This is a genomic window from Corynebacterium pseudodiphtheriticum DSM 44287, assembly GCF_000688415.1.
Taxonomy (GTDB): Bacteria; Actinomycetota; Actinomycetes; order Mycobacteriales; family Mycobacteriaceae; genus Corynebacterium; species Corynebacterium pseudodiphtheriticum.
The window spans coordinates 57,377-83,227 of sequence record NZ_JIAH01000011.1; the positions used below are offsets into that span (position 1 = coordinate 57,377).

The 25,851-nt window shown below is 54.3% G+C and carries 25 protein-coding genes and 1 pseudogene; 4 read left to right on the plus strand and 22 right to left on the minus strand.

Annotated elements, in window-relative coordinates; all coding sequences use genetic code 11:
* Positions 1 to 419 precede the first annotated feature (419 nt).
* Both O146_RS0109275 and O146_RS11820 read right to left on the minus strand, forming a co-directional pair.
* Positions 420 to 620 (minus strand): hypothetical protein, encoded by a 201-nt coding sequence (locus tag O146_RS0109275; RefSeq protein WP_027018291.1) that lies wholly within the window; start codon positions 618 to 620, stop codon positions 420 to 422.
* Positions 617 to 1,614, minus strand: a pseudogene (locus O146_RS11820) (FecCD family ABC transporter permease). The gene O146_RS0109275 and the pseudogene O146_RS11820 overlap by 4 nt, the downstream one beginning before the upstream one ends.
* A gap of 246 nt (positions 1,615 to 1,860) precedes the next feature.
* Between O146_RS11820 and O146_RS0109285 the strand changes: the two are divergent.
* Entirely contained in the window at positions 1,861 to 2,166 is a 306-nt protein-coding gene (locus tag O146_RS0109285) for an ArsR/SmtB family transcription factor (protein WP_021352271.1), read from the plus strand.
* Between the two features lie 69 nt (positions 2,167 to 2,235).
* On the opposite strand, the gene O146_RS0109290 is transcribed toward O146_RS0109285, so the two are convergent.
* From O146_RS0109290 to O146_RS12680, 13 genes are all read right to left on the minus strand, one after another.
* Positions 2,236 to 3,111 (minus strand): urease accessory protein UreD, encoded by an 876-nt coding sequence (locus O146_RS0109290; protein WP_035000766.1) that lies wholly within the window; start codon positions 3,109 to 3,111, stop codon positions 2,236 to 2,238.
* A 1-nt stretch (position 3,112) separates the two neighbouring features.
* Complete coding sequence (ureG, locus tag O146_RS0109295; RefSeq protein ID WP_021352269.1) at positions 3,113 to 3,727, minus strand: urease accessory protein UreG; 615 nt, start codon at positions 3,725 to 3,727, stop codon at positions 3,113 to 3,115.
* Between the two features lie 81 nt (positions 3,728 to 3,808).
* Positions 3,809 to 4,558, minus strand: a complete 750-nt coding sequence (locus tag O146_RS0109300; protein WP_021352268.1) for an urease accessory protein UreF — start codon at positions 4,556 to 4,558, stop codon at positions 3,809 to 3,811.
* Positions 4,539 to 5,012 carry an urease accessory protein UreE gene (gene ureE, locus O146_RS0109305; protein WP_023019234.1) on the minus strand — a complete coding sequence of 158 codons (474 nt, stop codon included), beginning with the start codon at positions 5,010 to 5,012 and terminating at the stop codon, positions 4,539 to 4,541. Before ureE ends, O146_RS0109300 begins: the two co-directional genes overlap by 20 nt.
* Positions 5,013 to 5,060: 48 nt before the next feature.
* The gene (gene ureC / locus O146_RS0109310) at positions 5,061 to 6,773 is read right to left on the minus strand and encodes an urease subunit alpha (protein WP_021352266.1); all 1,713 of its coding nucleotides are present in this window, start codon (positions 6,771 to 6,773) and stop codon (positions 5,061 to 5,063) included.
* Between the two features lie 53 nt (positions 6,774 to 6,826).
* Positions 6,827 to 7,138, minus strand: coding sequence for an urease subunit beta (locus O146_RS0109315; protein ID WP_021352265.1), 312 nt, complete (start codon positions 7,136 to 7,138; stop codon positions 6,827 to 6,829).
* A gap of 45 nt (positions 7,139 to 7,183) precedes the next feature.
* On the minus strand, positions 7,184 to 7,486 hold the full coding sequence (locus O146_RS0109320) for an urease subunit gamma (protein ID WP_021352264.1): 303 nt from the start codon (positions 7,484 to 7,486) through the stop codon (positions 7,184 to 7,186).
* A 100-nt stretch (positions 7,487 to 7,586) separates the two neighbouring features.
* The gene (locus O146_RS0109325) at positions 7,587 to 8,768 is read right to left on the minus strand and encodes a DMT family transporter (RefSeq protein ID WP_021352263.1); all 1,182 of its coding nucleotides are present in this window, start codon (positions 8,766 to 8,768) and stop codon (positions 7,587 to 7,589) included.
* A gap of 632 nt (positions 8,769 to 9,400) precedes the next feature.
* A complete protein-coding gene (locus O146_RS0109330) occupies positions 9,401 to 10,003 on the minus strand; it encodes a hypothetical protein (protein WP_027018294.1) in 603 nt (200 codons plus the stop codon).
* 35 nt (positions 10,004 to 10,038) lie between these two features.
* Positions 10,039 to 11,136: a hypothetical protein gene (locus tag O146_RS0109335; protein ID WP_027018295.1), complete on the minus strand. Its 1,098-nt coding sequence runs from the start codon at positions 11,134 to 11,136 to the stop codon at positions 10,039 to 10,041.
* Positions 11,137 to 11,334: 198 nt separating this feature from the next.
* The gene (locus O146_RS0109340; RefSeq protein WP_027018296.1) at positions 11,335 to 12,342 is read right to left on the minus strand and encodes a hypothetical protein; all 1,008 of its coding nucleotides are present in this window, start codon (positions 12,340 to 12,342) and stop codon (positions 11,335 to 11,337) included.
* A gap of 461 nt (positions 12,343 to 12,803) precedes the next feature.
* Positions 12,804 to 15,953, minus strand: a complete 3,150-nt coding sequence (ileS, locus tag O146_RS0109345; RefSeq protein WP_051619387.1) for an isoleucine--tRNA ligase — start codon at positions 15,951 to 15,953, stop codon at positions 12,804 to 12,806.
* 345 nt (positions 15,954 to 16,298) lie between these two features.
* Positions 16,299 to 16,451: a hypothetical protein gene (locus O146_RS12680; protein WP_021352258.1), complete on the minus strand. Its 153-nt coding sequence runs from the start codon at positions 16,449 to 16,451 to the stop codon at positions 16,299 to 16,301.
* A 224-nt stretch (positions 16,452 to 16,675) separates the two neighbouring features.
* Here O146_RS12680 and O146_RS0109355 point away from each other — a divergent pair, with 224 nt between their 5' ends.
* Genes O146_RS0109355 through O146_RS0109365 form a run of 3 tightly spaced genes read left to right on the plus strand, consistent with a single transcriptional unit; the run spans position 16,676 to position 19,589 of the window.
* Positions 16,676 to 17,479 carry a (Fe-S)-binding protein gene (locus tag O146_RS0109355; RefSeq protein ID WP_021352257.1) on the plus strand — a complete coding sequence of 268 codons (804 nt, stop codon included), beginning with the start codon at positions 16,676 to 16,678 and terminating at the stop codon, positions 17,477 to 17,479.
* Positions 17,479 to 18,954 (plus strand): LutB/LldF family L-lactate oxidation iron-sulfur protein, encoded by a 1,476-nt coding sequence (locus O146_RS0109360; RefSeq protein WP_023019229.1) that lies wholly within the window; start codon positions 17,479 to 17,481, stop codon positions 18,952 to 18,954. Before O146_RS0109355 ends, O146_RS0109360 begins: the two co-directional genes overlap by 1 nt.
* Entirely contained in the window at positions 18,954 to 19,589 is a 636-nt protein-coding gene (locus O146_RS0109365) for a LutC/YkgG family protein (protein ID WP_021353852.1), read from the plus strand. Before O146_RS0109360 ends, O146_RS0109365 begins: the two co-directional genes overlap by 1 nt.
* A 307-nt stretch (positions 19,590 to 19,896) precedes the next feature.
* Here O146_RS0109365 and O146_RS0109370 read toward each other — a convergent pair whose 3' ends face one another.
* From O146_RS0109370 to O146_RS0109400, 7 genes are all read right to left on the minus strand, one after another.
* A complete protein-coding gene (locus O146_RS0109370) occupies positions 19,897 to 20,973 on the minus strand; it encodes a DivIVA domain-containing protein (RefSeq protein WP_027018298.1) in 1,077 nt (358 codons plus the stop codon).
* A gap of 206 nt (positions 20,974 to 21,179) precedes the next feature.
* On the minus strand, positions 21,180 to 21,470 hold the full coding sequence (locus O146_RS0109375) for a YggT family protein (protein WP_024272910.1): 291 nt from the start codon (positions 21,468 to 21,470) through the stop codon (positions 21,180 to 21,182).
* A gap of 34 nt (positions 21,471 to 21,504) precedes the next feature.
* A complete protein-coding gene (locus tag O146_RS0109380) occupies positions 21,505 to 22,086 on the minus strand; it encodes a cell division protein SepF (protein WP_027018299.1) in 582 nt (193 codons plus the stop codon).
* Between the two features lie 56 nt (positions 22,087 to 22,142).
* Entirely contained in the window at positions 22,143 to 22,949 is an 807-nt protein-coding gene (locus O146_RS0109385; protein ID WP_081820631.1) for a YggS family pyridoxal phosphate-dependent enzyme, read from the minus strand.
* A 13-nt stretch (positions 22,950 to 22,962) separates the two neighbouring features.
* The gene (pgeF, locus tag O146_RS0109390; protein WP_035000779.1) at positions 22,963 to 23,652 is read right to left on the minus strand and encodes a peptidoglycan editing factor PgeF; all 690 of its coding nucleotides are present in this window, start codon (positions 23,650 to 23,652) and stop codon (positions 22,963 to 22,965) included.
* Positions 23,653 to 23,742: 90 nt separating this feature from the next.
* Positions 23,743 to 24,993 (minus strand): cell division protein FtsZ, encoded by a 1,251-nt coding sequence (gene ftsZ / locus O146_RS0109395; RefSeq protein WP_027018302.1) that lies wholly within the window; start codon positions 24,991 to 24,993, stop codon positions 23,743 to 23,745.
* A gap of 201 nt (positions 24,994 to 25,194) precedes the next feature.
* Positions 25,195 to 25,851 (minus strand): cell division protein FtsQ/DivIB, encoded by a 657-nt coding sequence (locus O146_RS0109400; RefSeq protein ID WP_021353844.1) that lies wholly within the window; start codon positions 25,849 to 25,851, stop codon positions 25,195 to 25,197.

Below are 25,851 nucleotides of genomic sequence, written 5' to 3' on the forward strand. Positions count from 1 at the left end.
ATCCGCGTTTCCACACATCAAAATTCCACCACCCCTCTTTCGAAGGAACAAGTTTAAGCCGCAACGCACTCAGAGCCGATTACTGCTCATCGAAATTTAAAACAACCGCTTTCAAATTTGAATGGAGCAAGGTAATTGACGAAGCCAAAGTTTACGCCCTATAAGGCGGCCAAAGAGTACACCTTCGGACAGCTCAAAGGCCAAGCCCCGTCGACTTCCGGCCAACACCTCAAATGGTTCGAAAACACGACGAAGAACATTGCAGAGATGTTATTCAGAAATCCGAAACATGCTCTCATCTTCAAACAGTCGAGTGCAAGAATCTGGGCATCAAGCAGAAACCGTGTGGAAGAAGTTTTCGAGGACTGGCTGCCACCTACTCATGCCGTAGTAACCCGAAAGTACATCGTCGGGGACGATCAGATCAGTTGGATCCCTTCACCTTCGGATCTAACTTTTCTTCGACGTACGGATGGCACATCCCTGGTGAGAATAATTCCGCCAGAAGGTCCTTTACCTGAACCATTCGGCCCCACTAGGCCGACAACACCGTGTTCGGGAATTTCGAAGGAAATATCCTTGATGATCTCCTGATAAGAAACGTTCTCAACAGCAATCATTTTAAAACTCCCATCCGGCGAACCAGCAAAATCAAAAATGGTGCGCCGACCAGGGAGGTCAAGATGCCGATGGGAATTTCTTGCGGTGCCAGCAGCGTGCGCGCCCCAATATCCGCGGCGATCAGCAAACTAGCTCCCAGTAATGCGGCGACCGGAATCATGTGGCGGTGTGAACCACCCACCAAACGGCGGGCAGCGTGCGGAATCACCAAACCGACGAAACCAATCGAGCCAGCCATGGCCACGACAGAGCCGACGAGAATACAGGTCAACACCACCAGGATGATGCGCATGCGGTCTGGATTTAGCCCATAGTCAATGCTGCGTCGTCGCCAACGGTCAAGGCATCAATGCGGCGCCCCATGGACCAAAAAACGATTGTCACAGCCACCACGACGAGCACGCTCACCAGCAACAGCAGCCCCCAGCGGCTAAGGCCCAGGGAACCGAGCAGCCAGAACATCACAGAGCGAGAGCCTTCCGCGGAATCGGAAGCAAAGATCAAAAAAGAAGTCACGGCAGACAAGGCACACCCCACAGCAATACCCGCCATGAGGAGTCGGACGGAAGTCAATCTTCCTGCCGAGCGGGCGATGAAGAACATCACGGCCGACGCCACAAGTGCACCGATAAAGGCCGCCCTTTGCAAGACATCAGCGAAGCCTGCGCTTACACCAAAGAGGATGGCCAGCGCTGCACCGGTACTGGCACCAGAGTTAATACCCAAAATATATGGGTCTGCCAGAGCGTTTCGCACCACCGTCTGCAAGATCGCACCTGCGACGGCGAGACCCGCCCCTACTGCTGCCCCCAAAATCAGACGCGGAATACGAATGTCCCAAATAACGGCATTCGCGGAAGATGCGGAGGCGGGTACTTCCGCACCGAAGATATTGTGCGCTAAGGCAATGCGCACGTCCGATAAACTCATTGGTGTCGGACCGATAATTATGCCGCGAGCAAAGACACCGACGAGCAAAAACACAAGCAACATCGACCAAATTTTGGTGCGGCGAGCCTGTGCACTGAAGCCGAGAACGTCTGAGTCGGCACTACCTACGCTGCTAGTACTGTCAGGTTCAGCATTCTCACGTTGCACTTCTTCTTGTGAAGCGAGCTGAGCTTCAGAATGACCGGTTTTCACAGGTTTGATCTATCAACCATTCAATTGAATAAGAAATTATCTACAGTTAGCGCTAAGCTGAAATACGGAGTACACAAAATATTCTCAGGAGCAGGAATGTCCGAACTCGAAAAAAACCTGGACCGCGCCGAAAACTGGTGCACCACTTTCCGCATTCTCGGGGATATCACACGCTTGAAAATACTAACGGCCCTGCATTTCGCAGGACCGTATGTTCTCACCGTCAGTGAGCTTGCGGAAACGACAGGAGTGCGCGTAGCTACCTGCTCTGCCGCACTGCGCGCCATGGAGCTCAACGGCACAGTCGCCTACAGACGCGAGGGACGTTCAATGTTTTATGCGATCAAAGATGAAAATGCACATAAGCTACTGCATTTCATGGGCAGCGAGCACGAAGGCTAACCCCGCCCATGAAAACTGCTGGGCACCGATCGCTGGCGCAAGACCTCGCGATCACTGCTCAGCAAGCAACTAGTACTGACGCAGATTAATCGGGCCTTGGCCGCGGGTAGCGCGAACCACCCCAGCAACCGCCAGAACCAATGACAAGAGCTCTTCTGTTCGTTTGCCGATTGCACGCAAAACAAAACCCGGGCGTTCAGTGGCGGTGATCGCAGCTTCCATGGAGTCGTCCGCGTCGGCGTGTTCTGCCACCACTTTACGAACGGCAGCCAGTAAATCATCGTCAACGGCAGGGTCGAAGCAAATGGCGGTCGCAACGTGGGTTCGCCCGCCCATAGCAAAATCGAGATTTTCGTCAAACTCTGTTTCCTGCGGACATAGCCGGAGGTTATCGATCAGAGCGGTCTCGCCGTCAATTTCCACGATATTACGCAGATGTGCCTGGGTGTACTGGAATTGTCCCCCGTCAGGCGACCATCCAGGGGTAACGATATCCGACATGAACAAACTGCCGGTGGGGTGCACTTTAGCAGTGATGTGCTGGCGGAAATCCGCGTCCCGGTACAGAATAAGCTGATCCGGAATGTATTCCAATACCGCGCCTTCTGCAACGGAGAAGGACATATTTTGTACCACATACTCATCAGGTGTGCGGTACACCTTCGCCGCCGACTGATCGGTGATCAACATAGACGCATTCTTGTCGACGTCCAGAGCGATGCGGTACGCATCACCACCGACATATCCTCCACCCGGGTTCACGATGATGTAGTAAACCTGCCCGGAATCATCTAGGTAATGCGGGCGGATCACTTTCAGAGCCCGGGTGTGGTATTGCTTGGTTGCTACTGATTTGCCATCGCTTAAGGCTATGCCGAGTTCCAGCTCGCCCATTTCTTTGCGTGGCGGATCATGCAAAAAACGGTCTTGCGGGAGCTTCCACATACTAATCAGCCAGATCCTGCATCAACACGTCATGGCGAATCCATTCGACGAGCTTGTCCAGGCCTTCGTCAGATTTGAGGTTCGTCAGGACAAATGGTTTATCGCCACGGAAGACCTTGGAATCATCCGTCATCACTTGCAGATCAGCGCCCACGTGTGGGGCCAAGTCAGTCTTGTTGATCACGAACATGTCGGATTTAATCATGCCCTGGCCAGCCTTGCGAGGAATCTTCTCACCTTGCGCCACGTCAATAATGTAGATCGAGAAATCGACCAGTTCTGGCGAGAACGTCGCAGAGAGATTATCTCCGCCGGATTCCACGAACACCAACTCTAGATCCGAGTGACGGTTCATAAGTTCTTCGATGGCATCTTCGTTCATGGAGGTGTCTTCACGAATTGCGGTATGTGGGCAACCACCGGTCTCCACACCAATGATGCGATCTACAGGTAGCAGGCCATCGCGGGCGAGGATCTTTGCATCTTCCGTCGTGTAAATATCGTTGGTGATCGCAGCCATAGACACTTCGCCGTCCAGGGCGCGGGTAATGCGTTCGATTAGCGCGGTTTTACCCGAACCAACTGGGCCACCAACTCCGATTTTAATAATGCTCACGGAACAAGTTCCTTTCGTTTGTGTACTACTGGTGTAGCGCTACACGCTACACCGCTTCTCGGCAGCAGATTAGTTAGAGATCTAGGACATGAACATTCGAGAGATCAAGCTCTCGTGAGCCATCTGCGCAACCTCGAGACGTGGTGCCACGACCCCAAGATCGCTGACGTCATGCTCCATCGTCATTTCCGCAGCCTGCGTGATCGCTGGGTACGCCTGTACAAGCACGCGCTGGCCCGCATCTTGTCCCAATGGGATAGCACGGATCGCGTTTTGCGTCATTGAATTCGCCATCTGCATGAGGTAGGCGGTGACAGCTTCCCGCGCGCCGACCCCAACGGAACCAAGGACGAGCCCCGCGGCGATCCCTGGATTTCCGTGCAAGCTGCGGTCGGTGAGGCTCTTTTTATAGTGCGATACCAGCGCGTCCTCCGGGGCGATGATTGCAGCGACTCGGGACATCCGCTTGCCCATCGAGTTCATCGAAGTACGGACCTGCTTGGGGGTCTGACAGGCATGCACCAACTGATCTAGAGAATGCAATTGTTCTTGCTTCTCTTCGACGCTGAGGTCAGCTTGCTGCAGTTCGACAGCGAAGCGGACAGCGAGAGCTTCAGAATAGCTTGCCTGTCGCAGATAGCCGTGGAGCCACCTTCCGTAGGTGTCCGGGGAATCGATCTCACCGGATTGCACCGAGACCTCCATACCCGCAGAGTGGGCAAAGCCACCGGTGGGTAACGCGGAGTCAGTCAGGTGCCACAGCACTAGTTGTGCATAGCCACGGTTGCTTATATCAGCAGAGTTCACGGCCTTAGTGGGTGTGTTCGGCATGGCGGAACGCCTCCGGCATTACGTGTTCGGTGCGCTCGTAGGACACACCGACATGGTCCAGGTGATGCTCAACCGTATGGTCGTAGCGCACCACCATCACCTCGGCACCGAACTGGCTATCAGTACCGAAGAACTGTGCCTGTAGGTGACGATTCCCGAGGGTATGTGCAACTCGCAGTGCTTCTTGCACAGATGCTGGCGTGATAACCAAAACATCAGTCGGCTTGATCTTGACGACGAACAGCTTCTCGCCGTCGTCGTAAAGAACGTCCCCGTCTTTCAGCTCCGTGAAGTCACTGGAAAAACGCAGGGCAACTTCTGCACCGGAATTAGCGCGAGCGCGCTGTACACGCTTCAAGCGGGTTTCGTTGTCGAATTCCACCCAGTCGATGGTGCGCTCAGAGCCACCATCTGGCAAATTCTCCAGGTTCCCGGGAATTTCGGTGATAATCATATCTACCTTTCTTGCAGTAGTCGGGCTGAAAACAGGGACCTGTTGTGATTAGAACAAGAAGTAACGCTGCGTCATCGGCAGTTCCGTTGCTGGCTCTGCAGTGATGATTTCACCATCGACGGACAACTCGTAGGTCTCTGGATCCACCTTAATCTCTGGCGTAGCGTCGTTCAGGCGCATGTCCTTCTTCGAAATCTCGCGCATATTCTTGGCTTCGACGAAACGACGAGCAATGCGCAATGTTTCTGGCACGCCAGCTTCCATGGCGGCCGTCGACAAGAAGGTGACCGAGTTACGGCGGGATGCGTGGCCCAAAGCACCGTAGGAGTAACGCATGGTGCGAGGCTGTGGGGTCGGGATAGACGCGTTAGCATCACCCATGATCGAACGTACGACGTAGCCAGACTTCAGAACCATGCTTGGCTTCACGCCAAAGTTCTTCGGATCCCAGATGACGAGGTCCGCCAGTTTGCCTTCTTCTACCGATCCAACGGAGTGCGAGATACCAGAAGCAATAGCTGGGTTGATCGTGTACTTCGCGATGTAACGCTTGATGCGCTCGTTATCGTTGTTTTCCGAGTCGCCAGCCAAAGAACCAAATTGTTCCTTCATACGGTGTGCGACCTGCCAGGTACGCAAAACGACTTCGCCGACGCGGCCCATTGCCTGCGAGTCAGAGGACGTGATGGACAAAATTCCGCGGTCATGCAAAACGTCTTCTGCGGCAATCGTTTCTTTGCGGATACGCGAATCAGCGAACGCAACGTCTTCTGGAAGATCTGGGTTCAAGTGGTGACACACCATGATCATGTCCAGGTGCTCATCCATCGTGTTGACGGTATAAGGCAGTGTCGGGTTGGTAGACGCAGGCAAAACGTTATCCAGGCCAGCAACCTTCAAGATGTCTGGTGCGTGCCCACCGCCGGCGCCTTCCGTGTGGAAAGTATGGATTACGCGGTCCTTGAAAGCAGCGATGGTGTTATCGGCAAAGCCACCTTCGTTCAGAGTGTCTGTATGGATAGCGACTTGGATATCCATCTCATCGGCGACCGTAAGTGCCTGGTCGATGGTGTTGGCAGTAGCGCCCCAGTCCTCGTGAATCTTCAGGCCAATGGCTCCGGCCTTGATTTGCTCACGCAGCGGGTTAGCATCCGAAGCGTGGCCTTTACCCAAGAAACCAACGTTGACAGAGAAGTTTTCCGTCGCACGAATCATGTGGGTGATGTTATCGGCGCCAGCGGTAACCGTGGTTGCGTTCGTGGAATCGACCGGGCCGGTTCCGCCGCCAATCAGCGTGGTGGTGCCGTTGTCGAGAGCTGCTTCTACCTGCTCTGGTGAGATGAAGTGCACGTGGGTGTCAATAGCACCAGCGGTGATGATCTTTCCTTCACCGCCAATAACTTCGGTGCCCACACCGATCATGACGTCGACATCGTCCATGATGTCTGGGTTACCGGCGTTGCCGATCTTCATGATCTTGCCGTCTTTTATCGCGATATCAGCGGTGAAGATACCTGTGTGGTCAATGACCGTTCCGTTGGTAATGACGAGGTCCGGAACCATATCATTACCGCGCATGCGCGAGTTCTGCCCCATACCATCGCGAATTACCTTGCCGCCGCCGAAGGATACTTCCTCGCCGTATTTAGTGAAATCTTTTTCCACACGGGCAATAAGGTTGGTATCGGCGAGACGAATGCCGTCGCCTGTCGTTGGGCCATGAAGCTCAATATATTGGCGTCGATCCATCTGAAAAGACATGGTGTATTACTCCTCTAGCTGGGTGTTTTAGGTATTGCGACGAGAGTTTGGGACTAGTCGAGCTTGCCGTTGACTTTGCCGTTGAAGCCGTGAATCTCACGGTCGCCTGCGAAATCGATCAGGTTAACAGTGCGGGAATCGCCGGGTTCTAGACGGATTGCGGTTCCTGCCGGAATATCGAGGCGCTTACCATGGGCAGCCTCACGGTCGAAGTCCAGCTCTGCATTGGCTTCAGCGAAGTGGAAGTGCGAGCCAACCTGGACGGGACGGTCACCGGAGTTGGTGACTTCCAGAGTTATCGCCTCACGGCCTTCATTCAATGTGATGGGACCATCTTCTGAGATAAAGAATTCACCAGGAATCAAGGTTTTTCTCCTTTGTAGTTATGCAATCAGTTCGGGGACGATGGTCTAGCGGATTGGGCGGTGCACGGTGACCAGTTTGGTTCCGTCGCGGAAGGTCGCTTCAACCTGCACATCGGAAATCATTTCCGGGACGCCTTCCATGACATCTTCGCGGCTGAGGTAGGTGACACCTTCACTCATCAGGTCCGCTACGGATTTACCGTCGCGTGCACCCTCGAGTAGTTCGGCGGTGATATAGGCGACTGCTTCTGGTCGATTCAGCTTGAGACCGCGTTCTTTACGTCGGCGAGCTAGGTCGCCTGCGACGACAATCATCAGTTTGTCTTGTTCACGCTCTGTCAAGTGCATTGATTTCCTCCAAGAACTAGTTAGTGATTAAGGCATTGAGACCGGATATGGTCGAGGGCGCCGAGGGTAACAGCCTCCTTCGGCGCCACTGAGTGTGTGGTTAAGCTGGTCGCCACGGGCCTTCGCCCGGATCTTTCACCGGCTCAGGCTCATCCTTCAGGCCTTTTCCGCCCATACCGATGTCGACAAGCTCATTTGGATCATCTTTACCTGCCTTACCTTTCGGCGGTTTATTCTTCTTGCCTATGAATTTATCGAACAGCCCATTCTGATACATCACCGTTCCGAGGATCATCAAGATACCGAGGAACTGCAAGGCGGATGGAACTTCACCGAACAGTGGCCAGGCAATGACAACCGAGGACACTGGCGAGAGCAGCAGGATACCAGCGGACAGAGTTGGATCCAGCCAGACCGAACCCCACTGAACGAACGTCCAAGCAACAGCTTGACCAAGGGTGGCCAGCATCAGCAGCATCAGCCAGTTGGTCGCGGTCAGTGGATCACCCAAGGCGGTTTCTGGGTTTTCCAGAGGCAGCTGGCCGTCGACAAGCACACCATGGGTGAAGTCGAATCCACCGCGAGAAGAACCAGTGTGAGCCCAGACGAACGGAGCAACCATCTGCGCGGCCGCGGTGTACATCATTGGCTGTACATACAGGTCCTTACGAGGAGCGGTAGTACCAGCTTTACGCGAGAAGTACAGGTAGAACGAGTAGCAGATACCGGAGGTCAAGCCAAGCAGGGTTCCCAACAATGGGGTACTAACGCCATAGATTGAGGATGGGCCTGTGGATTCTGATGGCTCGAAGACGCCACCGGTCAACGCAACACCGACGATCATGATCGGCACCAGAATCAGGAACACCGGTGGGATCTTATATTTATCGAAGATCGCTGTCAGCATCGGAACGATGATGACCTGAAGGTTCAGCAGAATTGCTGCAATACCGGCACCAACGTAGAAAATTGAGTAGTTCCATGCGGTGAAGTCCACACCCAGGAACAGGCCCGCCACAACGGACATGATGATGCCCTTCCGCGGCAACGAACCTTTATTTTTGATTTCGCGGAGACCAATCGGCAGCAGAGCTAGGAAACCGATGGACACACGCAGGAATGCCTGAGTTGCCGGGTCCATATTGGAAGCCTTGACCCAGATTGGGGTGAAGGCCAACAGGGCGGTACCAATGGCGAGAATCAGGACGGCTTTGCCTTGTTTTACAGGCTTAACCGGAGCATGTTTCCGGCTTGTAGCCTTTGTCGTCTGTGTCGCGTTCATGAAGCCTATTCTATTCAAGTAATAAGTTTTTGTTAACTCACAGCTTGCCGAAAAAATTTTCTATTTAACTCCTCCATAACTGGCATCTAACTAGCTGGACCTATAGAGCAGGCTTATATATCACCCACACATTAGCTAACCACTAACGGGGGTAGAAACATTGCAATAACTTTAATTTATTCCATAAAAAATCCTGGAAATAGCTGAGATTTTCCCAAAAAAGTACGTTCAACTGCAGATTTGAATAATGACAGATCAACATATTCCTGGGAATAACCTGGACCACAAAAATCCATCTAAGACATCGAAATATTGTCAACCCTGTCACAACGCCGCAAGGGACTAACATCACCATCGGTGAAATATCGCGCTTTTTCGAACCTTGTTTCTATACAATTTGAGACTTAGGACACGAGCCATTGCAGTGGCACTGTTCAGAACTCGAAAGCAGCTGCCAAAACTCAGACCGGTTCTGATTTTTCATATTTTCTGCCTAGAGACGAGAAGACCGGAGCAAACCGGTCGCACGATGAATAATCATGCTTACTCGGTTTGCTCCGGTCTTACGGAATTACGCTCTATACAAGCCTGCCCAGGATTTTAGTTCAGTGGTCCCAGCCCCACCCCGCGCTTTAACTAAACAGGTTCGATGAACTAGAACTCAACAATCCTCCGTTGCCCAGGCCTGGGCGCTGCGGAGGCTTTGGGGCCTCGTCCGGTTTGGCATCCTCAGGACTCTGGCCTGGGGCTGGCCTGTGGCCATCTTCAGTACCCGGTTTGTGATCTGGCATCTTCTCGGGTGCACCACCCGGCGCGGGCGCATCAGCCTCTCCGACCCGAATTTGTTGGAATGTCTCCGGCTTACCGGCGATGCCCACCGTAATGGTCTCGCCCACACGCAGCTGATACAGCGTTGGGATGGCGTACTCGAACGATACGAGATCCGAGCCAAAAGCTTCTTGGCGGGAAGCAAGCACTGTCTGTTGGTGGGTGCGGTCGTTAAACAGAATAGAAACGTACTGCGATTTACGTCCCGCCTCCAGCAATACCTTGCCGGTGAGCTTCGTGTCGCCGACTTTCACCGGATTAACAATGACCTGCTTCGTCGCATCAGATGCCTCGTTCTGTACGGACGCCACAGGTTGCGCTTGTGCTTCAGTAGCCAGCGAAGCCACCGCCGGAATAGCGAGAGAAACTGAAACTAGTGCCGCTGCGAATACACGCTGGTTGTTCATGCAGAATTCCTTTCAGGAGAATCGCGGACCGCAAGTTAAATCTTGATGTTGAACTGCGCAAGGAAACCACGCAGTGGTTGTAGGAAGTGTGCATCACTGAAACCTTGGGTGAATAGCTTAACGACGCCAGACACAACTCCAACTACTCCACCGACGGCTGCGAGGGTCTTGAAGAAGTCACCAATATTCGAGCTTCCCTGCAACGCACCTTTGTCAATCTCTGGTTTTTTACCGCCTTCACCAGGAAGTTTTGGAGCCTCTGGCTTCTTTTCTGGTGCCTTCGGCGCCTCTGGCTTCTTTTCTTCACTAGGCTTTTGATCTTCTGGCTGGTTTTCGCCAGGCTTCATGCCTTCGTTTTCAGGAGTCTTAGGATCTGCCGGCTTGTTCTCGGACATTCCCGGTTTTTCCGGCTGCTGTTCTTTGCCTCCTGGCTGTTTATCCTTATCGCCAGGTTTCGTGTCTTCAGCATCTCCAGCAGGCTTTTGTTCATCAGCCTCTGGTTTCTTCTCTGTTTCAGGATTCGGGACTTGCTGCTCGCCTTCTGGCTTCGCCTCGCCCTCCGGTTTTTTACCATCTTCCGGCATCGGGGACTGCTGGCCCTCCCCTGGTTTGTTCCCGCCCTCCGGCTGCTGTTCTTTATCCTGCGGTTGTGGTGCCGGTTGCTCTACTTCTGGCTTGTGCTCATTCCCCGAATCCGGAACTGGTGCTGGGTTCGTTTCCGGCGTTAGTGCTTTTTGCACAGTGACGGTTCGGAAGGTATTTGTCTTGCCTGCAATACCAACGGTAACCGTTTCGCCTTCCTGCAGAGGGCGCAAAGTCGGAACAGTATATTCAAATGCAACCAGATCCGTTCCCGCGGTACCTTCCCGCGTTACTTGCACTTGTTCACTGTGCAAGCGTTGAGGGAAAAGAACTGTAACGGATTGCGTATTTCGGCCATCCTCCAACAGAACTTTGCCGGTGATCTTCGCATCACCAACCCGAGGTTGATCAACAATAACCTGCTTGGAAGCATCATCGGCAACAACCGGTGCGATTTCTTGCGCGTGCGCAACAGGCGAAATAGTAGAAACAGAAGGAATAGCGAGCGACCCCAGGGCCGCGATAGCAACAACTACGCGCTTGTTAAGCATAGTAAAAGGCCTTTCAGAAAACGGCGGGACAAAATATTTGGTTTTATCTTTAACCGAAATTTGTAATAACTGCTTGAAAAAGGGTGGGAGAATTCTGGGGTTAACGTCCCAATATGGTTTTCGACCGCTAGCGTGTTTAGCTGGCTGCTCCGACACCGCCAACGGCCTTGCCTTCCGACAATCTGGCGAATTTTTAACTTAAGCCTTCACCACGACGGTTTGGATTTCCGCCAACTTGCCGACCGGTCCGATCTTGACTTGCTCGCCTACCTGTAGTTTCAGGCTCTCCGGCACCGTAATCTCGAAATTCACAAAACCTTGTGCATCCTTCTGTGCGCTCTGCACACTCACCTGCGCAAACAGCGACCGGGGGAAGAAGGCTGCAATCTTCTGCTCCGAAACATCCTCGGGCAGTTTCACTTTCCCGGTTATTGTCTGAGCTCCAGCAGCAATCTCGTCGACAAGAATCTGTGTCTGCTGCGTTTGTGCACCATTATCTGCGCCATCCGCGCTACCTTCCCCGCCACCTGAGCCTTCCGCTTCCACCAGCAACATAGCACCACCGTTACGTATGCGCTGTGGCGTCGGTGCGCCCTCCCCCGTGTATACAAACACCTGGTGGTGTTCCCGCAGTTGCAGGCCGTCCGGAACCGGGATTTCGAATTTCACCAATTCAGCTTTGCCCGGGTTTTTCTTCTTCGCAGTAACCGTGACAAAGTTACGGCGCGGAAGTGCTGCGCTAATTTTCTGCTCGTCCTGGTCTGCCTGGAGATACACCGTACCGGTCACGGTCCGGGCCCCAGCTTTGATGCGGTCTACGCTCACGCCGGTCTGGTAGTTACGATCCAGGTCGCCCGTTCCTCCACCGTTTCCTGGCTTATCAGTGTTTTGGTCAATGGTGCCAGCTGCAGCTCGCACCAAAGCTAGGTTGAGCCCGGCTTTGGAGATACCTAATTCTTCGATAACCTGCGTCAAGTCGCTATCCGACAGTTGAGCAATTTGCTGGACCGACAACCCACACGAGACCTTCAAATGCTTGGCGACGACAATCGAGACGTCCCCCTTGAAACCTGCGTCTTCGACGACCTGCTTGCCGCATCCCAGGTGCGACGGCGCTGCCTGGGCAATTGGCGAAAGAGTGGAGACAGTGGGTGCCACGATGGACAGGGACAAGATAGCTGTAGCCAGAACGCGCTTGTTAAGCATGAGAGGGCCTTTCACAGTAAACAACAAAACGGAAACTGATCGTCAAAGTTCGATTCCGCTAGCGCGAGCACTGGACTCAGATATTCCCAGGCTTCTGCCAGAAGGCATTGTCATCGAATCACTTGGTTGATCGATCGCAGAAAACTAGTCCGTTATTTGTTTGGTTGTCAAAACAAGGTCACTACCAGTGCTTTTGTTGCTAAAAATAATCTGAATAGTTCATTAAAACTCCATCGTTAAGCTTGGGGTTTACTGAACCGTCGGAGAAGTTAAGCAACCACACAAAATGGGACACCCCGGCGCACCCTCCCCAAAAAACACAAAACCGGAGCGCCCCATTCAATGAGGCGCTCCGGGAAGTTTCACCGTCTGCGGTAAACCACTAGCACTCAGACCCAATTTACCGGGAAGGTAACCAGGGCTATCTCAGTTTGGCAAGCGTTTGCGGGCGCGTTGTTTACCTAAACAAGCTGCACAGCAACGCTCACGCCATCGAGCACGCGGTAGACATTGTCGCCTTCCTGTGGCTCGGTGACCACCTGCAGATCCGTTGCCAATACCTCAGCTGCAATGTGTTCGCGATGGCGCTTCGCCCACTCTTCTTTGTCCGCGGGGACCGACAACGTGGCGGTAATGCGATCACTCACCGCAAAATCAGCCACCTTACGCGCATCCTGGATACCGCGGATCACATCAGCTGCCCAGCCTTTGGCTTCCAGCGCCTCAGTCACGGTCATATCCAGCACTACCAAGCCCTCTCGGCCAGCAATCTGTGCAGTAGAATCTGCATCCGCAGCGACCAAACGTTCGGTGTATTCGCCTTCACGCAGCTCGACACCGTCGGCAAGCACCAGGTCGCCTGAGCGCTCGTAATTACCGGATTTCACAGCCTTGATTGCGCGTTGCACGTCCTTACCCAAACGAGGGCCTGCCACCTTAGCGTTGACGACGACCTCGAAACGCCCCACCGAATCCACATCATCTGTCAGCTCAACTTCGTTGACGTTCACCTCATCACGAATGATGTCCGCAAAATCTGCCAGTTGTGCAGACTCCGGCATAGCCACCAGCAGCTTCGGCAATGGCAAACGGTTACGCAGCTTATTCGCCTTGCGTACCGACGATGCAGCCGAACACACCGCACGGGTGTAGTCCATGGCGTGCACCAGCTCGTCGTCAGCAGGCAGATCACTGGCAGCCGGGAAATCAGCCAGGTGCACCGAACGCTCACCAGTCAGACCGCGGTAAATGACCTCCGCAACATGCGGCAAAAGCGGGGCTACCGTGCGGGAAACGATCTCCAACACCGTGTACAAGGTGTTGAAAGCTTCCGGGTTCGCCTCGTCGCCCTCCCAAAAACGTTCGCGAGAACGGCGCACATACCAGTTGGTCAGCGCATCGGCGTAGACACGCACGGCCTCGGTGGCATCGGCAATGTTGGTATTAGCCAATGCCGTGTCGACGGCGTCGACAAGATCGTGGGTCTTAGCCAAGATGTAGCGGTCCCGCACATCGGTAGAATCCACCGACCACTGTGCTGGCTTGCTGGAATACAGCTGCAAGAAGGTATACGCATTCCAGATTGGCAAGATTGCCTGCCGCACACCATCGCGAATGCCTTGCTCAGTGACAATGAGGTTGCCGCCACGCAGGATCGGGCTAGACATCAAGAACCAACGCATCGCATCCGAGCCGTCGCGGTCAAAGACCTCATTAACGTCCGGGTAGTTGCCCTTGGACTTCGACATCTTCAGCCCATCATCGCCCAGGACGATGCCGTGCGCAACCACCTTCTTAAACGCCGGGCGATCAAACAGTGCCGTAGACAGTACATGCAACAGATAGAACCAACCACGGGTCTGGCCGGAATACTCAACGATGAAGTCCGCTGGGTTGTGCGATTCAAACCAGTCCTTGTTCTCGAATGGGTAATGCTTCTGCGCAAACGGCATGGAGCCGGACTCAAACCAGCAGTCCAGCACGTCCGGAACACGACGCATGGTGGACTGACCACTTGGGTCATCAGGGTTCGGACGCGTCAACTCGTCAATATCCGGGCGGTGCAGCGAGGTAGGACGCACACCAAAGTCACGTTCCAGCTCGTCCAGCGAACCGTAGACGTCGATACGCGGGTATTCCTCATTGTCAGAGATCCACACCGGAATCGGCGCACCCCAGTAACGGGACCGCGAAATATTCCAGTCCCGAGCGCCTTCTAGCCACTTGCCAAACTGGCCATCACGGATATGCTCAGGAATCCACTCAATCTCGTTGTGGTTCAGCTCCACCATGCGATCACGAATCTTGGTCACAGCGACGAACCACGCTGGCATCGCGCGATAAATCAGTGGTTGGCCAGAACGCCAAGAGTGGGGATAGGAGTGGACAATAACTTGGTGCCGCAGAACCCGGCCCGTCTGTTTCAGGTCACGGATGATGTTCTTGTTGGCATCAAAAACCAACTGGCCTTGATAATCCGGGACATCCGCGGTGAATTCACCATCGGCATCCACCGGAATAACCAGCTCAATATCGGCTTCCTGACAGGTAGCCATATCGTCTTCACCAAAAGCAGGCGCTTGGTGAACCACGCCAGTACCGCCGTCGGTGGTGACGTAATCAGCAGCCAAGATCTGGTAGCCGTTTTTCAATTCCGGGAAGTAGCCAAAGATTGGCTCATAGGTGAAGCCCACCAAGTCAGCGCCCGGCAGAGACAGCACCACCTCGTGGTCTTTGCCCAGCTCCTTGAGATAAGCATCGCGGAGGTCGTCGGCAAGCAACAACAGCTTGCCCGCAAAACCATCAGCACCACTCTCTCCTACCCGCACAACCGTGTAGGTGACCTTCGGGTTTACCGCTAACGCCGAGTTCGAGGGCAACGTCCACGGCGTCGTCGTCCAGGCAACGGCCTCAACATCGCCGAAGAGCGGGTTTTCTTGCAGAGTTTTTTCTGCAGCCGAGCCCGAGCGCGCACCAGTCAGCGGGAAAGAAACCGTCAACGACGGATCCTGGCGCTCCTTATAAGAATCATCCAAGCGTGTCTCTTGGTTAGACAACGAAGTGTGCTCAGCCCAGGAATACGGCAAGACACGGAAGCCCTGATAAATCAAGCCCTTGTCATACAGTTCCTTGAACGCCCACATGACAGATTCCATGAACTCGATGTCCATAGTCTTGTAGCCGTTCGAGAAATCGACCCAACGAGCCTGCCGGTTAACGTAGGCTTCCCACTCATCGGCGTATTTCAACACAGACGTAGCGCAAACCTCATTGAACTTCTCCAGCCCCATTTCCTCAACCTCATGGCGCTGGTTAATGCCCAACTGTTTTTCAGCTTCCAGCTCGGCAGGCAAGCCATGGCAATCCCAGCCAAAAACGCGAGGGACATAGTTACCAGCCATGGTGCGGTACCGCGGGACGATATCTTTCACATAGCCGGTGAGCAGGTGCCCGTAATGCGGTAGACCATTGGCAAACGGAGGACCATCATAAAAAATATATTCCGGAGCGTCTTTACGCTGGTCCAGCGAAGCCTGGAAAGTCTGGTCCTTATTCCAATAATCCTGAACGATGGATTCCATCGCCGGGAAACTATTAGTGCCATCGGTCATGTCGACCTTCGGGTAGACGCTACCGACAGCGGTGTGGTCATTAGCAGGAATTGCCTCTGTCTGGCTCTCTACAGCTCGGCCTTTTGCATCCTGGTTTCTCGCAGCCACGGTTAATCTCCTTCACACACGAATGTTCGCGACGCAGGGACGCTGATAGCGCGGTACCACCCTGCTTGGAGGCGGAGCTGATCAACACCAACTACGCTTCCCACTTCATTGTGGTGAAGGTTTCACCTTGTGGCCCGGTTCTAATGAGCGCCCGTATCTTCTATAAGAAAAATAAGCGCCGTTCTTCCGGAAAGCTCCCCGGTGATGGCCGGATCATAGCAACGAAAACTAAGCCTACTATTTTTTACGGACAACGTCGACAAGCAACAGCACCAACGCCACACCGGCTCCCCCAAACAGCAATGTCAACCAGCCAGCCGCGCCCGTCGACAAAAACAATACGAGCCCCAGGAAAGCAAGAAACGCCAATATAAGCACCGCGAGCATCATGGTGTCTGTAACCCCGACCTTCCTGCTTACTAAGCATTACCTGTGTGACTTTTTTAGCAATAACTCCATTATGCCACCGAGACGTTGTTATGGCACCGTGTAATTACACGCGCACCATCGCAGCGCTCTAGACCAGACCAGCAGTTTTGCAGAAATCGCCCCGGCGGTCCGATAATTTTATACGATCTTATTTTTGCGTCACTGCGTCACTAAGGACAATTCCCATGAAAATTGCATTATTTGCTACTTGCATCGTCGACGCGATGTATCCGCGAGTGGCACTAGCGACGGCAAACATCTTGGAACGACTCGGCCACGAGGTTATTTTCCCCGAAGGCCAAGCATGCTGCTCCCAGATGCACGTCAATAGTGGCTATCTCAAAGACGCTCTACCCGTGGTCCGTAACCACGTCTCTGCGTTCAGCAAGGCAGACTACGACGTCGCCGTGGCTCCATCCGGTTCCTGCGTAGCCTCCCTGCGGCACCAACAGCCCATGGTTGCGCAGAAAAATGGTGACCCGAAACTCGCGAAGCACGCTAGCGAAATCGCCGGTAACACTTACGAGCTCTCGCAGTTCCTACGCGATATCGAAGGCATCACCAACGCTGCCGAACAACTCGGCTCCTATTTCCCACACACCGTGACTTACCACCCGTCTTGCCACGGCATGCGCCTACTACGCTTGGGCACCCGCCAACCCGACCTGCTCGAAACCGTCGGCGGCATCAACATGGTAGAGCTACCGGATAAAGAAGAATGCTGCGGCTTCGGAGGTACATTCTCCATTAAAGACCCCGGTGTTTCCGGTGCCATGGGTGAACAAAAAGTACGCAATATCGAGTCCACTGGCGCGGAAATGTGCACCGGCGGCGACGCATCTTGCCTTATGCACCTCGGTGGCATCTTGCACCGCCAAGGTTCGAAGACTCGCACGCTGCACTTAGCGGAAATTCTGGCATCTACCCGCGAAAATCCGTGGAATCCAGAAACTGCCGACGAACTTTCCATCCCGCAGGAGGCGAAATAATGAGCACCGTCGCTTTGGGAATGCCCGCCTATGGCCAGGGCAACATCAACCTATCCACCCCATTCCCGGCCTCTGCTAAGCAGCAAATGCAAAACAAGCAGATGCGCAAAAACATTCACCATGCCACCCACGCGATTCGCGCCAAACGCAATAACGTCGTCGGCGAAGTTCCAGATTGGGAACAGCTGCGCAACGCCGGTTCCGCGATCAAATCCAACGTCATGGCGAACCTTCCGGAACTGCTGGAGCAATTTGCGCATAACTTCGAAGCAGCGGGCGGCCACGTGCACTGGGCACGGGATGCTAAGGAAGCAAATAAAATAGTCACGGAGCTCATTCGTGAGACCGGTGAAACCGAAGTAAACAAGATCAAATCCATGGCTACCCAGGAAATCGGCCTGGATGAGTACTTGGAAGAACAAGGAATCACCGCTACAGAAACCGACTTAGCTGAACTGATCGTGCAGCTTGGCGAGGACAAACCTTCGCACATTCTGGTTCCTGCAATCCACCGCAACCGCGATGAGATTCGCGAGATTTTCAAAAAGACTATGCCAGAAGCCGGCGATGACCTCACCTCTGAGCCAGCCGTGCTAGCTGAAGCTGCCCGTCGTCACCTGCGCACGCGCTTCCTATCACGCAAGGTCGCGGTCTCTGGCGCCAACTTCGGTGTCGCCGATACCGGGACGCTGTCTGTCGTAGAATCCGAAGGCAATGGTCGCATGTGCCTAAGCCTGCCGGAAACTCTCATCACCGTGATGGGTATCGAAAAACTCATCCCGACGTTCTCTGACCTCGAAGTCTTTTTACAATTGCTTCCCCGTTCTTCCACCGGAGAACGCATGAACCCGTACACCTCTTTGTGGACCGGCGCATTTGAGGGCGACGGGCCCAAAAACGTGCATGTAGTGTTGCTAGACAATGGTCGCTCCGCGGTATTAGACGACGAAGATGGCCGTTCTGCGCTGCACTGCATCCGTTGTTCTGCTTGTTTGAACGTCTGCCCTGTTTACGAGCAAGCCGGCGGCCACTCCTATGGCTCGGTCTATCCAGGACCTATTGGCGCCATCCTGTCACCACAGCTCACCGGTATCACTTCAGAACAAAACGCGACCCTGCCTTTCGCTTCTTCCCTGTGCAACGCCTGCTACGACGTCTGCCCTGTGAAAATCAATATTCCTGACATCTTGGTGCATTTGCGTTCCAAGGCTGTAGACGAACAATCTGGGCCTTCACAGATGGCCGCGCTGATGAAAGCCGCTAGCTTTGTCATGGGGTCGGGTCAAGTTATGAAGCTCGTAGAGCGCGGATTGCCGCTGAGCCGGATTGTCGCCGGCCGTTCCGGAACCATCGGTTGGCTACCAGGCATCGCGGGTGCATGGACCTCACAACGCGATATTCCGAAACCACCGAAGCAAGCCTTCCGTCATTGGTGGGCGAAAAACCGCGGAAACACTACAAAGGCGGATTCCTAATGGACCAGAAATACCAATACGATGACGCGAAGACAGAGATCTTCGCACGCCTGCGCAATTCATTGAGCGACCACCCCACCCCGCCCGCCGTGCCGCGTGAATACCGACGTGTCGGCGGACGAACCGGAGCGGAAGTCGTTGACGTACTGATTGACCGCTTGGAAGACTACAAAGCCAACGTCTACCGTGAAAACCTAGACTCCTTGCCAGAACGCATCGGCGCTCTGTTGGAAGAGCGCAGCTGTGTTATCCCATCCGGGCTTTATGAAAAATGGTTACCGGATCGCGACTTCATTGTGGATCTCGATGATCAACCCCTAACCATCTCTGACCTCGATTCCATCGATGCAGTTCTTACTGGTTCCACCGTCGCTTGCGCAGATACCGGAACCATATTCCTATCTGCACAACCAAACGAGGGCCGCCGCGCGATAACATTGGTCCCGGACCACCACGTGTGCGTCGTCTTCGAAAAGGACGTTGTGGATTTGGTGCCGCAGGCGCTCGAAGCTATTGAAAGTACCCAGCCCATCACCATGATCTCCGGCCCGTCAGCGACATCAGATATCGAGCTTGAGCGCGTCGAAGGCGTCCATGGACCGCGGCGTTTAGACATCATCATCGTCGCCACATAACCCCACCAGACAACTTTCCCATCCAATTATTAGCCCTTCACAGGCGCTTCCTAATTGCGGGTTAGGCTGGTATGTGGTCTGCATCGCTAGTAGATCACATACCATCCTAACCCCTTTTTCGTGTGGCAGATTCAGACAAAAAATCCGCAGCACCTGCTAGCCCTAATACAGCACGCTCTCTGAAAACCCAGTCCAAAGACGAAAACGCCTGCAGGAATTGCTCCTGCAGGCGTTTTCTGGACTTAACTTTCACTGCGCTGCCATCAGCGCAGAGCGCTAAACAACGCGGCAGATGGTGTCCTTCGAACTATTTGTTAGTGCCTTTAATATCGCCGCTCGGGGCAGCGGAACCACGTGCTTCCAGCTCTTCCAACTGGGATTCCAGCATGGTGCGCAAGCGGGTACGGTACTCACGCTCGTAAGTACGAAGATCTTCGATCCGTGCTTCCAGAGCTGCCTGCTGTTGCTTCACGGTGTTCATAACTTCGGTGTGCTTCTTCTCAGCGTCAGCGCGCAGCGAAGCTGCCTTTTCGTTGGCCTGTCGCACCTGAGCTTCCGCGCGGGATTCCGCATCCGAAGTGGTCTGTGCAGCCTTCTTCTCTGCATCCTGAATCATGGTGCGCGAACGAGTCTCAGCATCCTGCAATTGCTTCGAAGACTTCTGTTCAGCGTCATCGACCAGACGTTTAGCTTCGGATTGTGCATCGCTAAGCTGCTTTTCCGAAGTGGACCGGGCATCATCCAACATAGCCTTGGATTCTGCCTGTGCGTCGGCGGTCAAACGGTCCGCCATCTCCTGGGCCAAGCCCAAGACCTTAGCTGCTTGCATGTGGGTGGCAGGGGTAGCCATGCCGCTGGCATCTGCGGTGGCCTGAGCTGGAGCATTAGCAGCAGGAGCCGCCGTGGCGGCTGCCGAGCCTGCGGACTTGCTAGTGTCTGCCTTCTTCGCGCTCGATTCCGCAGACTGACGAGCCTGTGCCAGTTCTTTCTTGGTCGACTCGTGCTCAGCTTTAGCCTGGTTTGCCTCGCTCTGCGCCTTGGAAGCGGCCTTGCGGGACTCGTTAAGCTTTTCGTCGTATTCTGCGCGAATTTCTTTTTCAATCTTCGCGCGCAGATCAGATTCGATTTCCGAACGGAGCTTAGATTCATCCACCGAAGCAGACTGCGCGGAAGCACCAGTTGCGCTCGAAGTGTTCGCCGAAGACCCCTGGGTCTCGGCTTCATCTAGAAGAGCACGCAACTCATCGTTTTCATCTTGCAGCTGTGCAAGAGTGTCTTCAACTAAGTCGAGGAACTGATCCACCTCGTCCTCGTTATAGCCCCGTTTACCAATAGGAGGCTTGTTAAACGCGACGTTATGGACGTCTGCTGGTGAAAGTGACATTGGCACTCCCCTTCTTAGTCAAGTGACGGCCCCGCGTATGCGGGCGAGACCTGTTAGTTACGAAAATCTCACGCGTTGTATTAACGGTATTAAATTTATCTGACTTGCAGTCTTCTATCAATCTTTGCCCACAGTCACCTATAGCCACCGATTAGCCTCGGGGGCGATTAAGCCCCGCGAGCCAGTCGCTTCGATGGGAGCGGCGACTATAGGAAAACCGCACGGACCAACATGCCGGCCACCATGAGCAGCAAAAACAGCACCAGTACGGACATATCAACAGCCACACCGCCGGTCCGCAGCGGCGGGATAACCCGGCGCAGCGCTTTCACTGGCGGATCTGTCAACATGAACAGCACTTCGGCGATCATGATGAACCACCGCGGAGGCTGGAAGGTACGGCCAAAGGACTGAATCATCTCAATAATGATCCGCCCCACAAGTACGAGAGTGTACAAGCGAATGGCAACGAGAAGAATTACTCCGAGCATACTCACGGGCGTCTACCTTACCTGATCCCCACAACCGTGGTTAGCGCAAACCTGCTGCACGTTCCAGATCAATTCTAGTAACTTGAGCATGTTCGGGAACAATCGCGAAAATCTTACGGTCCGTATCGATTTTAGCGGTCACATTTTTCATCTGCCCACGAAGGGCAAAGCACAGCCCCGCAGAGAAATCAATAATGCGCTTGGCCACGCTCCGCTCTGCATCGGTGATTTCAAAAACCACAACATCGCCGTCGCGGAAAGCCTCACCCATCTTGCGGGCCTCGTCATAGCTGACCAGAGACAAAGCTACCACCGTAGGATTCGGGTTCACTGCAGGTGCCGAGGCTACCTGTGGAGCGACTGCAGCCTGATAGCCGTCGTACTCACGCCCACGGGCTCCGCCAGTCTCACGCAGTGGCTCACGATCATAGCCGTAATCGCGGGCCGCAACAGCTTCGCGACGCGGCGGGAGATCCCGGTATCCCCCATCGCGAACGTCATCACGCGCGCCTGGTTCACGGTAACCTTCGCGACGGTCGTAGTCCGAGGCCTCGTCGTATTCGTAATATGCCTCGTCATCTGGCCCAAAGAAAAATTCTCTGGCAGAACGCATGATAGACATTGGCTTCCCCTTGAATTAGTTGTAATTGGTATAAAACTTCAGCACTAAGTAGTTGTTTAAAAAGCTACTGGTCGCGGGCCCATTATATCGGTACCGACACGCACGATATCACTGCCTGCGGCGACGGCTTTCTCCAGGTCAGCTGACATTCCGGCCGACAGCTGCAGCCGTCTACCTACACGTTCGGCAAGGGAATCGCACATCATACGAGCATGCCGAAACACCGGCTCCGCTGCAGAATCCAAAGGAGGCACAACCATCACCCCGGCCAAGGTTACGTTCTTCAGCGTTTCGACGTGTTCGGCAAGTTGCATCAATGCATCGCCCTGGATTCCGCCACGCGAGGTATCTCCATCGGCGGAATACTGCAGGAACACCGGCAGCGGATAGCCTTCGGTTCGTTGTTCACGCTCAATTGCCAGTGCGATCCCTCGGTCGAGGGCGTCGGCAAGCTTACGCGAATCCACCGAATGCACACTCGATGCCCAACGAGCTACCGCGTTGGCTTTCTTCGTTTGCACCTGGCCAATCATGTGGAACCGCATCCCCGGAAGTTTCTCCGCTTTATCGCGTGCTTCCTGTTCTCTATTTTCGGCCACATCTGTCACACCAAGGTCGGCCAGGCTGGAGATCGACTCTACTGGATGAAACTTGGTCACCGGGAGCAATGTAATTTCTTCAGGATCACGCCCAGCGGCCCTGGCAGCTGTCGCTATACGCTGTGTGGTTTTCTGAAGATTCCGGCGCAAAACATGCACGGACTCGTCTTCGCTTAATCCGGAACCATCGCGTTTGGATACCCCGGCCTGCGAAGGAAGTTTTTGCGAATCCTCCTGGTGCGCAGAAGGTTTATTGTCAGCCATACTCCCTGCCCTGTTATTGCCCGGTCAACCAGATAACGCCTGCTTGACGTCCGGTAGTACCTTCTCGGCGGTAGGAAAAGAATTCTTCATCATCGATCGTGCACCGCGGGTCGGCTTCAATTGCGGTTACTCCCAACGCCATAAGTTGGCGAACTAGCCCGGCCCGAATATCCAGGCCCGCAGTGCCATTCGCAGTTTTGGTTCGGGAACCTGGAAGGTGCCGTTCGACGTCCATCGCCATGGCGTCAGGTACCTCATAATTTTTTCCACTAGCTGCCGGCCCCAGCAGTGCCTGTATCTTATTAGGCTGCGCACCGAGTTCGACCATGGCTTTGACGGTTCGCGGGACGATCCCGTTGCGCGCCCCGATGCGGCCGGCGTGTACCGCTGCACAGACCCCGGCACTGGTATCAGCTAACAAAACCGGTACGCAATCTGCCACTAGGACCCCTAGTGCCAGGCCTGGCAACGTAGTCACTAAAGCATCGGTAGCTTCAACCGGACTTTCGCTGGGGGCAGTCACTACGGTGACCGTATTCGTATGGAGCTGTTCCATCCACTGAATTTTTTGCAACCCCAACACGCGCTCCAACCGCTCTCGGTTGTGCGCGACCGCTAGCGAGTCATCACCAACGTGGTTCGCCAAGTTAAAGGAATCATATGGTGCTTGCGATTCCCCACCTTTGCGCGTGGTAAACACCATGCGCACACGGCGCTTGTCGACGTTGCTGCCGCCCGCAGCTCCGGCTCCGACCGGTGAATGCGGAGATTCTGTAGAAGCCATATTCAGGTCTTAGCGCATGAAATCTGGCACGTCGAGGTCATCATCCGGATCCGTATCGCGGTGCGGCTGACGTGGTTCTGGTGCCTCCTGGAACCTGTCCGAGGTAGTAAACAAACCACCCGAGCGGCTGCTAGGCGTACGAGGTTTTTCGCGCTCACTAAACAACGATCCGCGTTCAGTGCGTGGAGCACGAGGCTCAGCTCGCTGGGCGCGCGCTGCACTTTCTGCAGCAGGACCGCGCTGCGCTGACTGTGCAGACTGCCCCTGCCCTTCGGTTTGCGCAGCATGTGAGCCGTATTCGTCTTGCAAGTTAGCTTGCGCATCGAAACCAGTTGCAATGATAGTCACGCGCACTTCATCACCGAGGTTGTCGTCGATGATCGTGCCGAAGATGATGTTGGCGTCAGGATCAGCTTTTTCTTCCACCATGGTCGAAGCCTGGTAAACCTCTTGCAGTCCAAGATCAGAACCACCGGCAATCGACAACAACACGCCCTTTGCGCCTTCCATCGTCGATTCAAGCAATGGCGAATTTATGGCTTGCTCAGCAGCGGACATGACGCGGTCATCGCCACGTGCAGAGCCAACGCCCATCAATGCTGAGCCCGCTTCTGCCATAACCGAGCGAACGTCAGCAAAGTCGACATTGATCATGCCCGGAATGGTGATCAGGTTAGTGATACCCTGCACACCATTGTGCAGAACCTCGTCGGCTGCCCGGAATGCCTCCATCATGGATAGATTTGCATCACCCAGCTGCAAGAGACGGTCGTTGGGAATGACAATCAAGGTATCGCAGACTTCCCGCAGCTCTGCGATACCTGCTTCTGCCTGGCGGGAGCGACGTGCGCCTTCGAACTTGAACGGACGGGTGACAACACCGACGGTCAGTGCACCCATCTTTTTAGCGATATTGGCCACCACTGGAGCTGCCCCGGTACCTGTCCCGCCGCCCTCTCCAGCGGTGACAAATACCATGTCAGCACCACGAAGGGTTTCTTCCAACTCTGACTTGGAATCTTCGGCGGAGGTGCGGCCAACTTCCGGGTTGGCTCCGGCACCCAGGCCACGGGTCGCTTCACGGCCGATGTCATGTTTGACGTCAGCGTCCGAAAACAGAAGTGCCTGCGAGTCCGTGTTAATCGCAACGAATTGGACCCCCTTAAGGCCCTCTTCGATCATGCGGTTCACTGCGTTGACGCCGCCGCCGCCAACGCCAACGACCTTGATATCAGCAAGGTGATTGTTAGGTGAGGTCATAAGAGGAATTCCGGCCTTTCAGGTTCTGCTTGTTCTGCTTGTCGACTTTCGCGGGCGCGTTACTCGACTATCTTGAGTGACACTTGTGTAATTTTGGCGCATATCCGCGCGCGTGTCGAACACCTAAACCTTTACTTTAGGGTATTGAACTGGGCTTTTAACCCAAACGTTCAGGTGATCACCCCCGGGATTACCCCCGAGTTAGCGGACGGTAACCAGCCCTGGATTCGAAATATCCCAATGCTGCCCGTCTCGGTGGAGAACATGCTCCAACGCGGCAGCTTTCTGTTCATTGATTTCGTCGACGCCCCAGTAAATCGTGCGCCCATCATGCAAGTGTAACTCCATCGCATGAGACGCTTTCACCTCGACGGATGCAATGTCACGTCGCATTTCGGCAGGTATGGTCGCAATCGCCGATACGGCTGCATTCACAGCCCCTTCATCTTCGATTGCACCGGAGATTTCTACGGCTTCGTCCGGCGGAGTGTCAATAAAAAAGGCATGCCCCTGGTGATCAATCAAATGTGGGCCATCATCATGCTCAATAAAGCCCACAACTTCCCGCTCCGTGATCTCAATTTCCACAGTCGACGGAAGATGCCGGGAAACAGTAACCCCACGGACCCAAGGCTGCTTCGCTATACGAGCGGCGGCCCCAGAAGCGTCTATTCGTAACAGGTTGTCGCCCTCCTGAATAGCACTGTCGTCCAAGATACTCGCCTCTGCAACACGTTCGGTACCACTAATTTCGACCGAACTGACGCGCAGTACAGGAATAAACCAAAAAACAGCTGCCGTGAGGGCGAGTACCACGACGATCGCGGCTGTAGTAATCGTGATCGGTTTCGTTGCCAC

Bases quoted from the DNA above. Each gene is read 5' to 3' on its own strand.
- O146_RS0109340 (WP_027018296.1), bottom strand. From the start codon at position 12,342: ATGCTTAACAAGCGCGTTCTGGCTACAGCTATCTTGTCCCTGTCCATC.
- ftsZ (WP_027018302.1), bottom strand. From the start codon at position 24,993: ATGACCTCACCTAACAATCACCTTGCTGATATCAAGGTCGTTGGCGTT.
- O146_RS0109300 (WP_021352268.1), bottom strand. From the start codon at position 4,558: ATGCCGAACACACCCACTAAGGCCGTGAACTCTGCTGATATAAGCAAC.
- O146_RS0109335 (WP_027018295.1), bottom strand. From the start codon at position 11,136: ATGCTTAACAAGCGCGTAGTTGTTGCTATCGCGGCCCTGGGGTCGCTC.
- O146_RS0109360 (WP_023019229.1), top strand. From the start codon at position 17,479: ATGAGCACCGTCGCTTTGGGAATGCCCGCCTATGGCCAGGGCAACATC.
- ureC (WP_021352266.1), bottom strand. From the start codon at position 6,773: ATGTCTTTTCAGATGGATCGACGCCAATATATTGAGCTTCATGGCCCA.
- O146_RS0109325 (WP_021352263.1), bottom strand. From the start codon at position 8,768: ATGAACGCGACACAGACGACAAAGGCTACAAGCCGGAAACATGCTCCG.
- pgeF (WP_035000779.1), bottom strand. From the start codon at position 23,652: ATGGTGTTTACCACGCGCAAAGGTGGGGAATCGCAAGCACCATATGAT.
- ileS (WP_051619387.1), bottom strand. From the start codon at position 15,953: ATGACCGATGGCACTAATAGTTTCCCGGCGATGGAATCCATCGTTCAG.
- O146_RS0109385 (WP_081820631.1), bottom strand. From the start codon at position 22,949: ATGGCTGACAATAAACCTTCTGCGCACCAGGAGGATTCGCAAAAACTT.
- O146_RS0109365 (WP_021353852.1), top strand. From the start codon at position 18,954: ATGGACCAGAAATACCAATACGATGACGCGAAGACAGAGATCTTCGCA.
- O146_RS12680 (WP_021352258.1), bottom strand. From the start codon at position 16,451: ATGATGCTCGCGGTGCTTATATTGGCGTTTCTTGCTTTCCTGGGGCTC.
- ureE (WP_023019234.1), bottom strand. From the start codon at position 5,012: ATGATTATCACCGAAATTCCCGGGAACCTGGAGAATTTGCCAGATGGT.
- O146_RS0109275 (WP_027018291.1), bottom strand. From the start codon at position 620: ATGATTGCTGTTGAGAACGTTTCTTATCAGGAGATCATCAAGGATATT.
- O146_RS0109370 (WP_027018298.1), bottom strand. From the start codon at position 20,973: ATGTCACTTTCACCAGCAGACGTCCATAACGTCGCGTTTAACAAGCCT.
- O146_RS0109290 (WP_035000766.1), bottom strand. From the start codon at position 3,111: ATGTGGAAGCTCCCGCAAGACCGTTTTTTGCATGATCCGCCACGCAAA.
- O146_RS0109285 (WP_021352271.1), top strand. From the start codon at position 1,861: ATGTCCGAACTCGAAAAAAACCTGGACCGCGCCGAAAACTGGTGCACC.
- O146_RS0109355 (WP_021352257.1), top strand. From the start codon at position 16,676: ATGAAAATTGCATTATTTGCTACTTGCATCGTCGACGCGATGTATCCG.
- O146_RS0109330 (WP_027018294.1), bottom strand. From the start codon at position 10,003: ATGAACAACCAGCGTGTATTCGCAGCGGCACTAGTTTCAGTTTCTCTC.
- O146_RS0109380 (WP_027018299.1), bottom strand. From the start codon at position 22,086: ATGTCTATCATGCGTTCTGCCAGAGAATTTTTCTTTGGGCCAGATGAC.
- O146_RS0109320 (WP_021352264.1), bottom strand. From the start codon at position 7,486: ATGCACTTGACAGAGCGTGAACAAGACAAACTGATGATTGTCGTCGCA.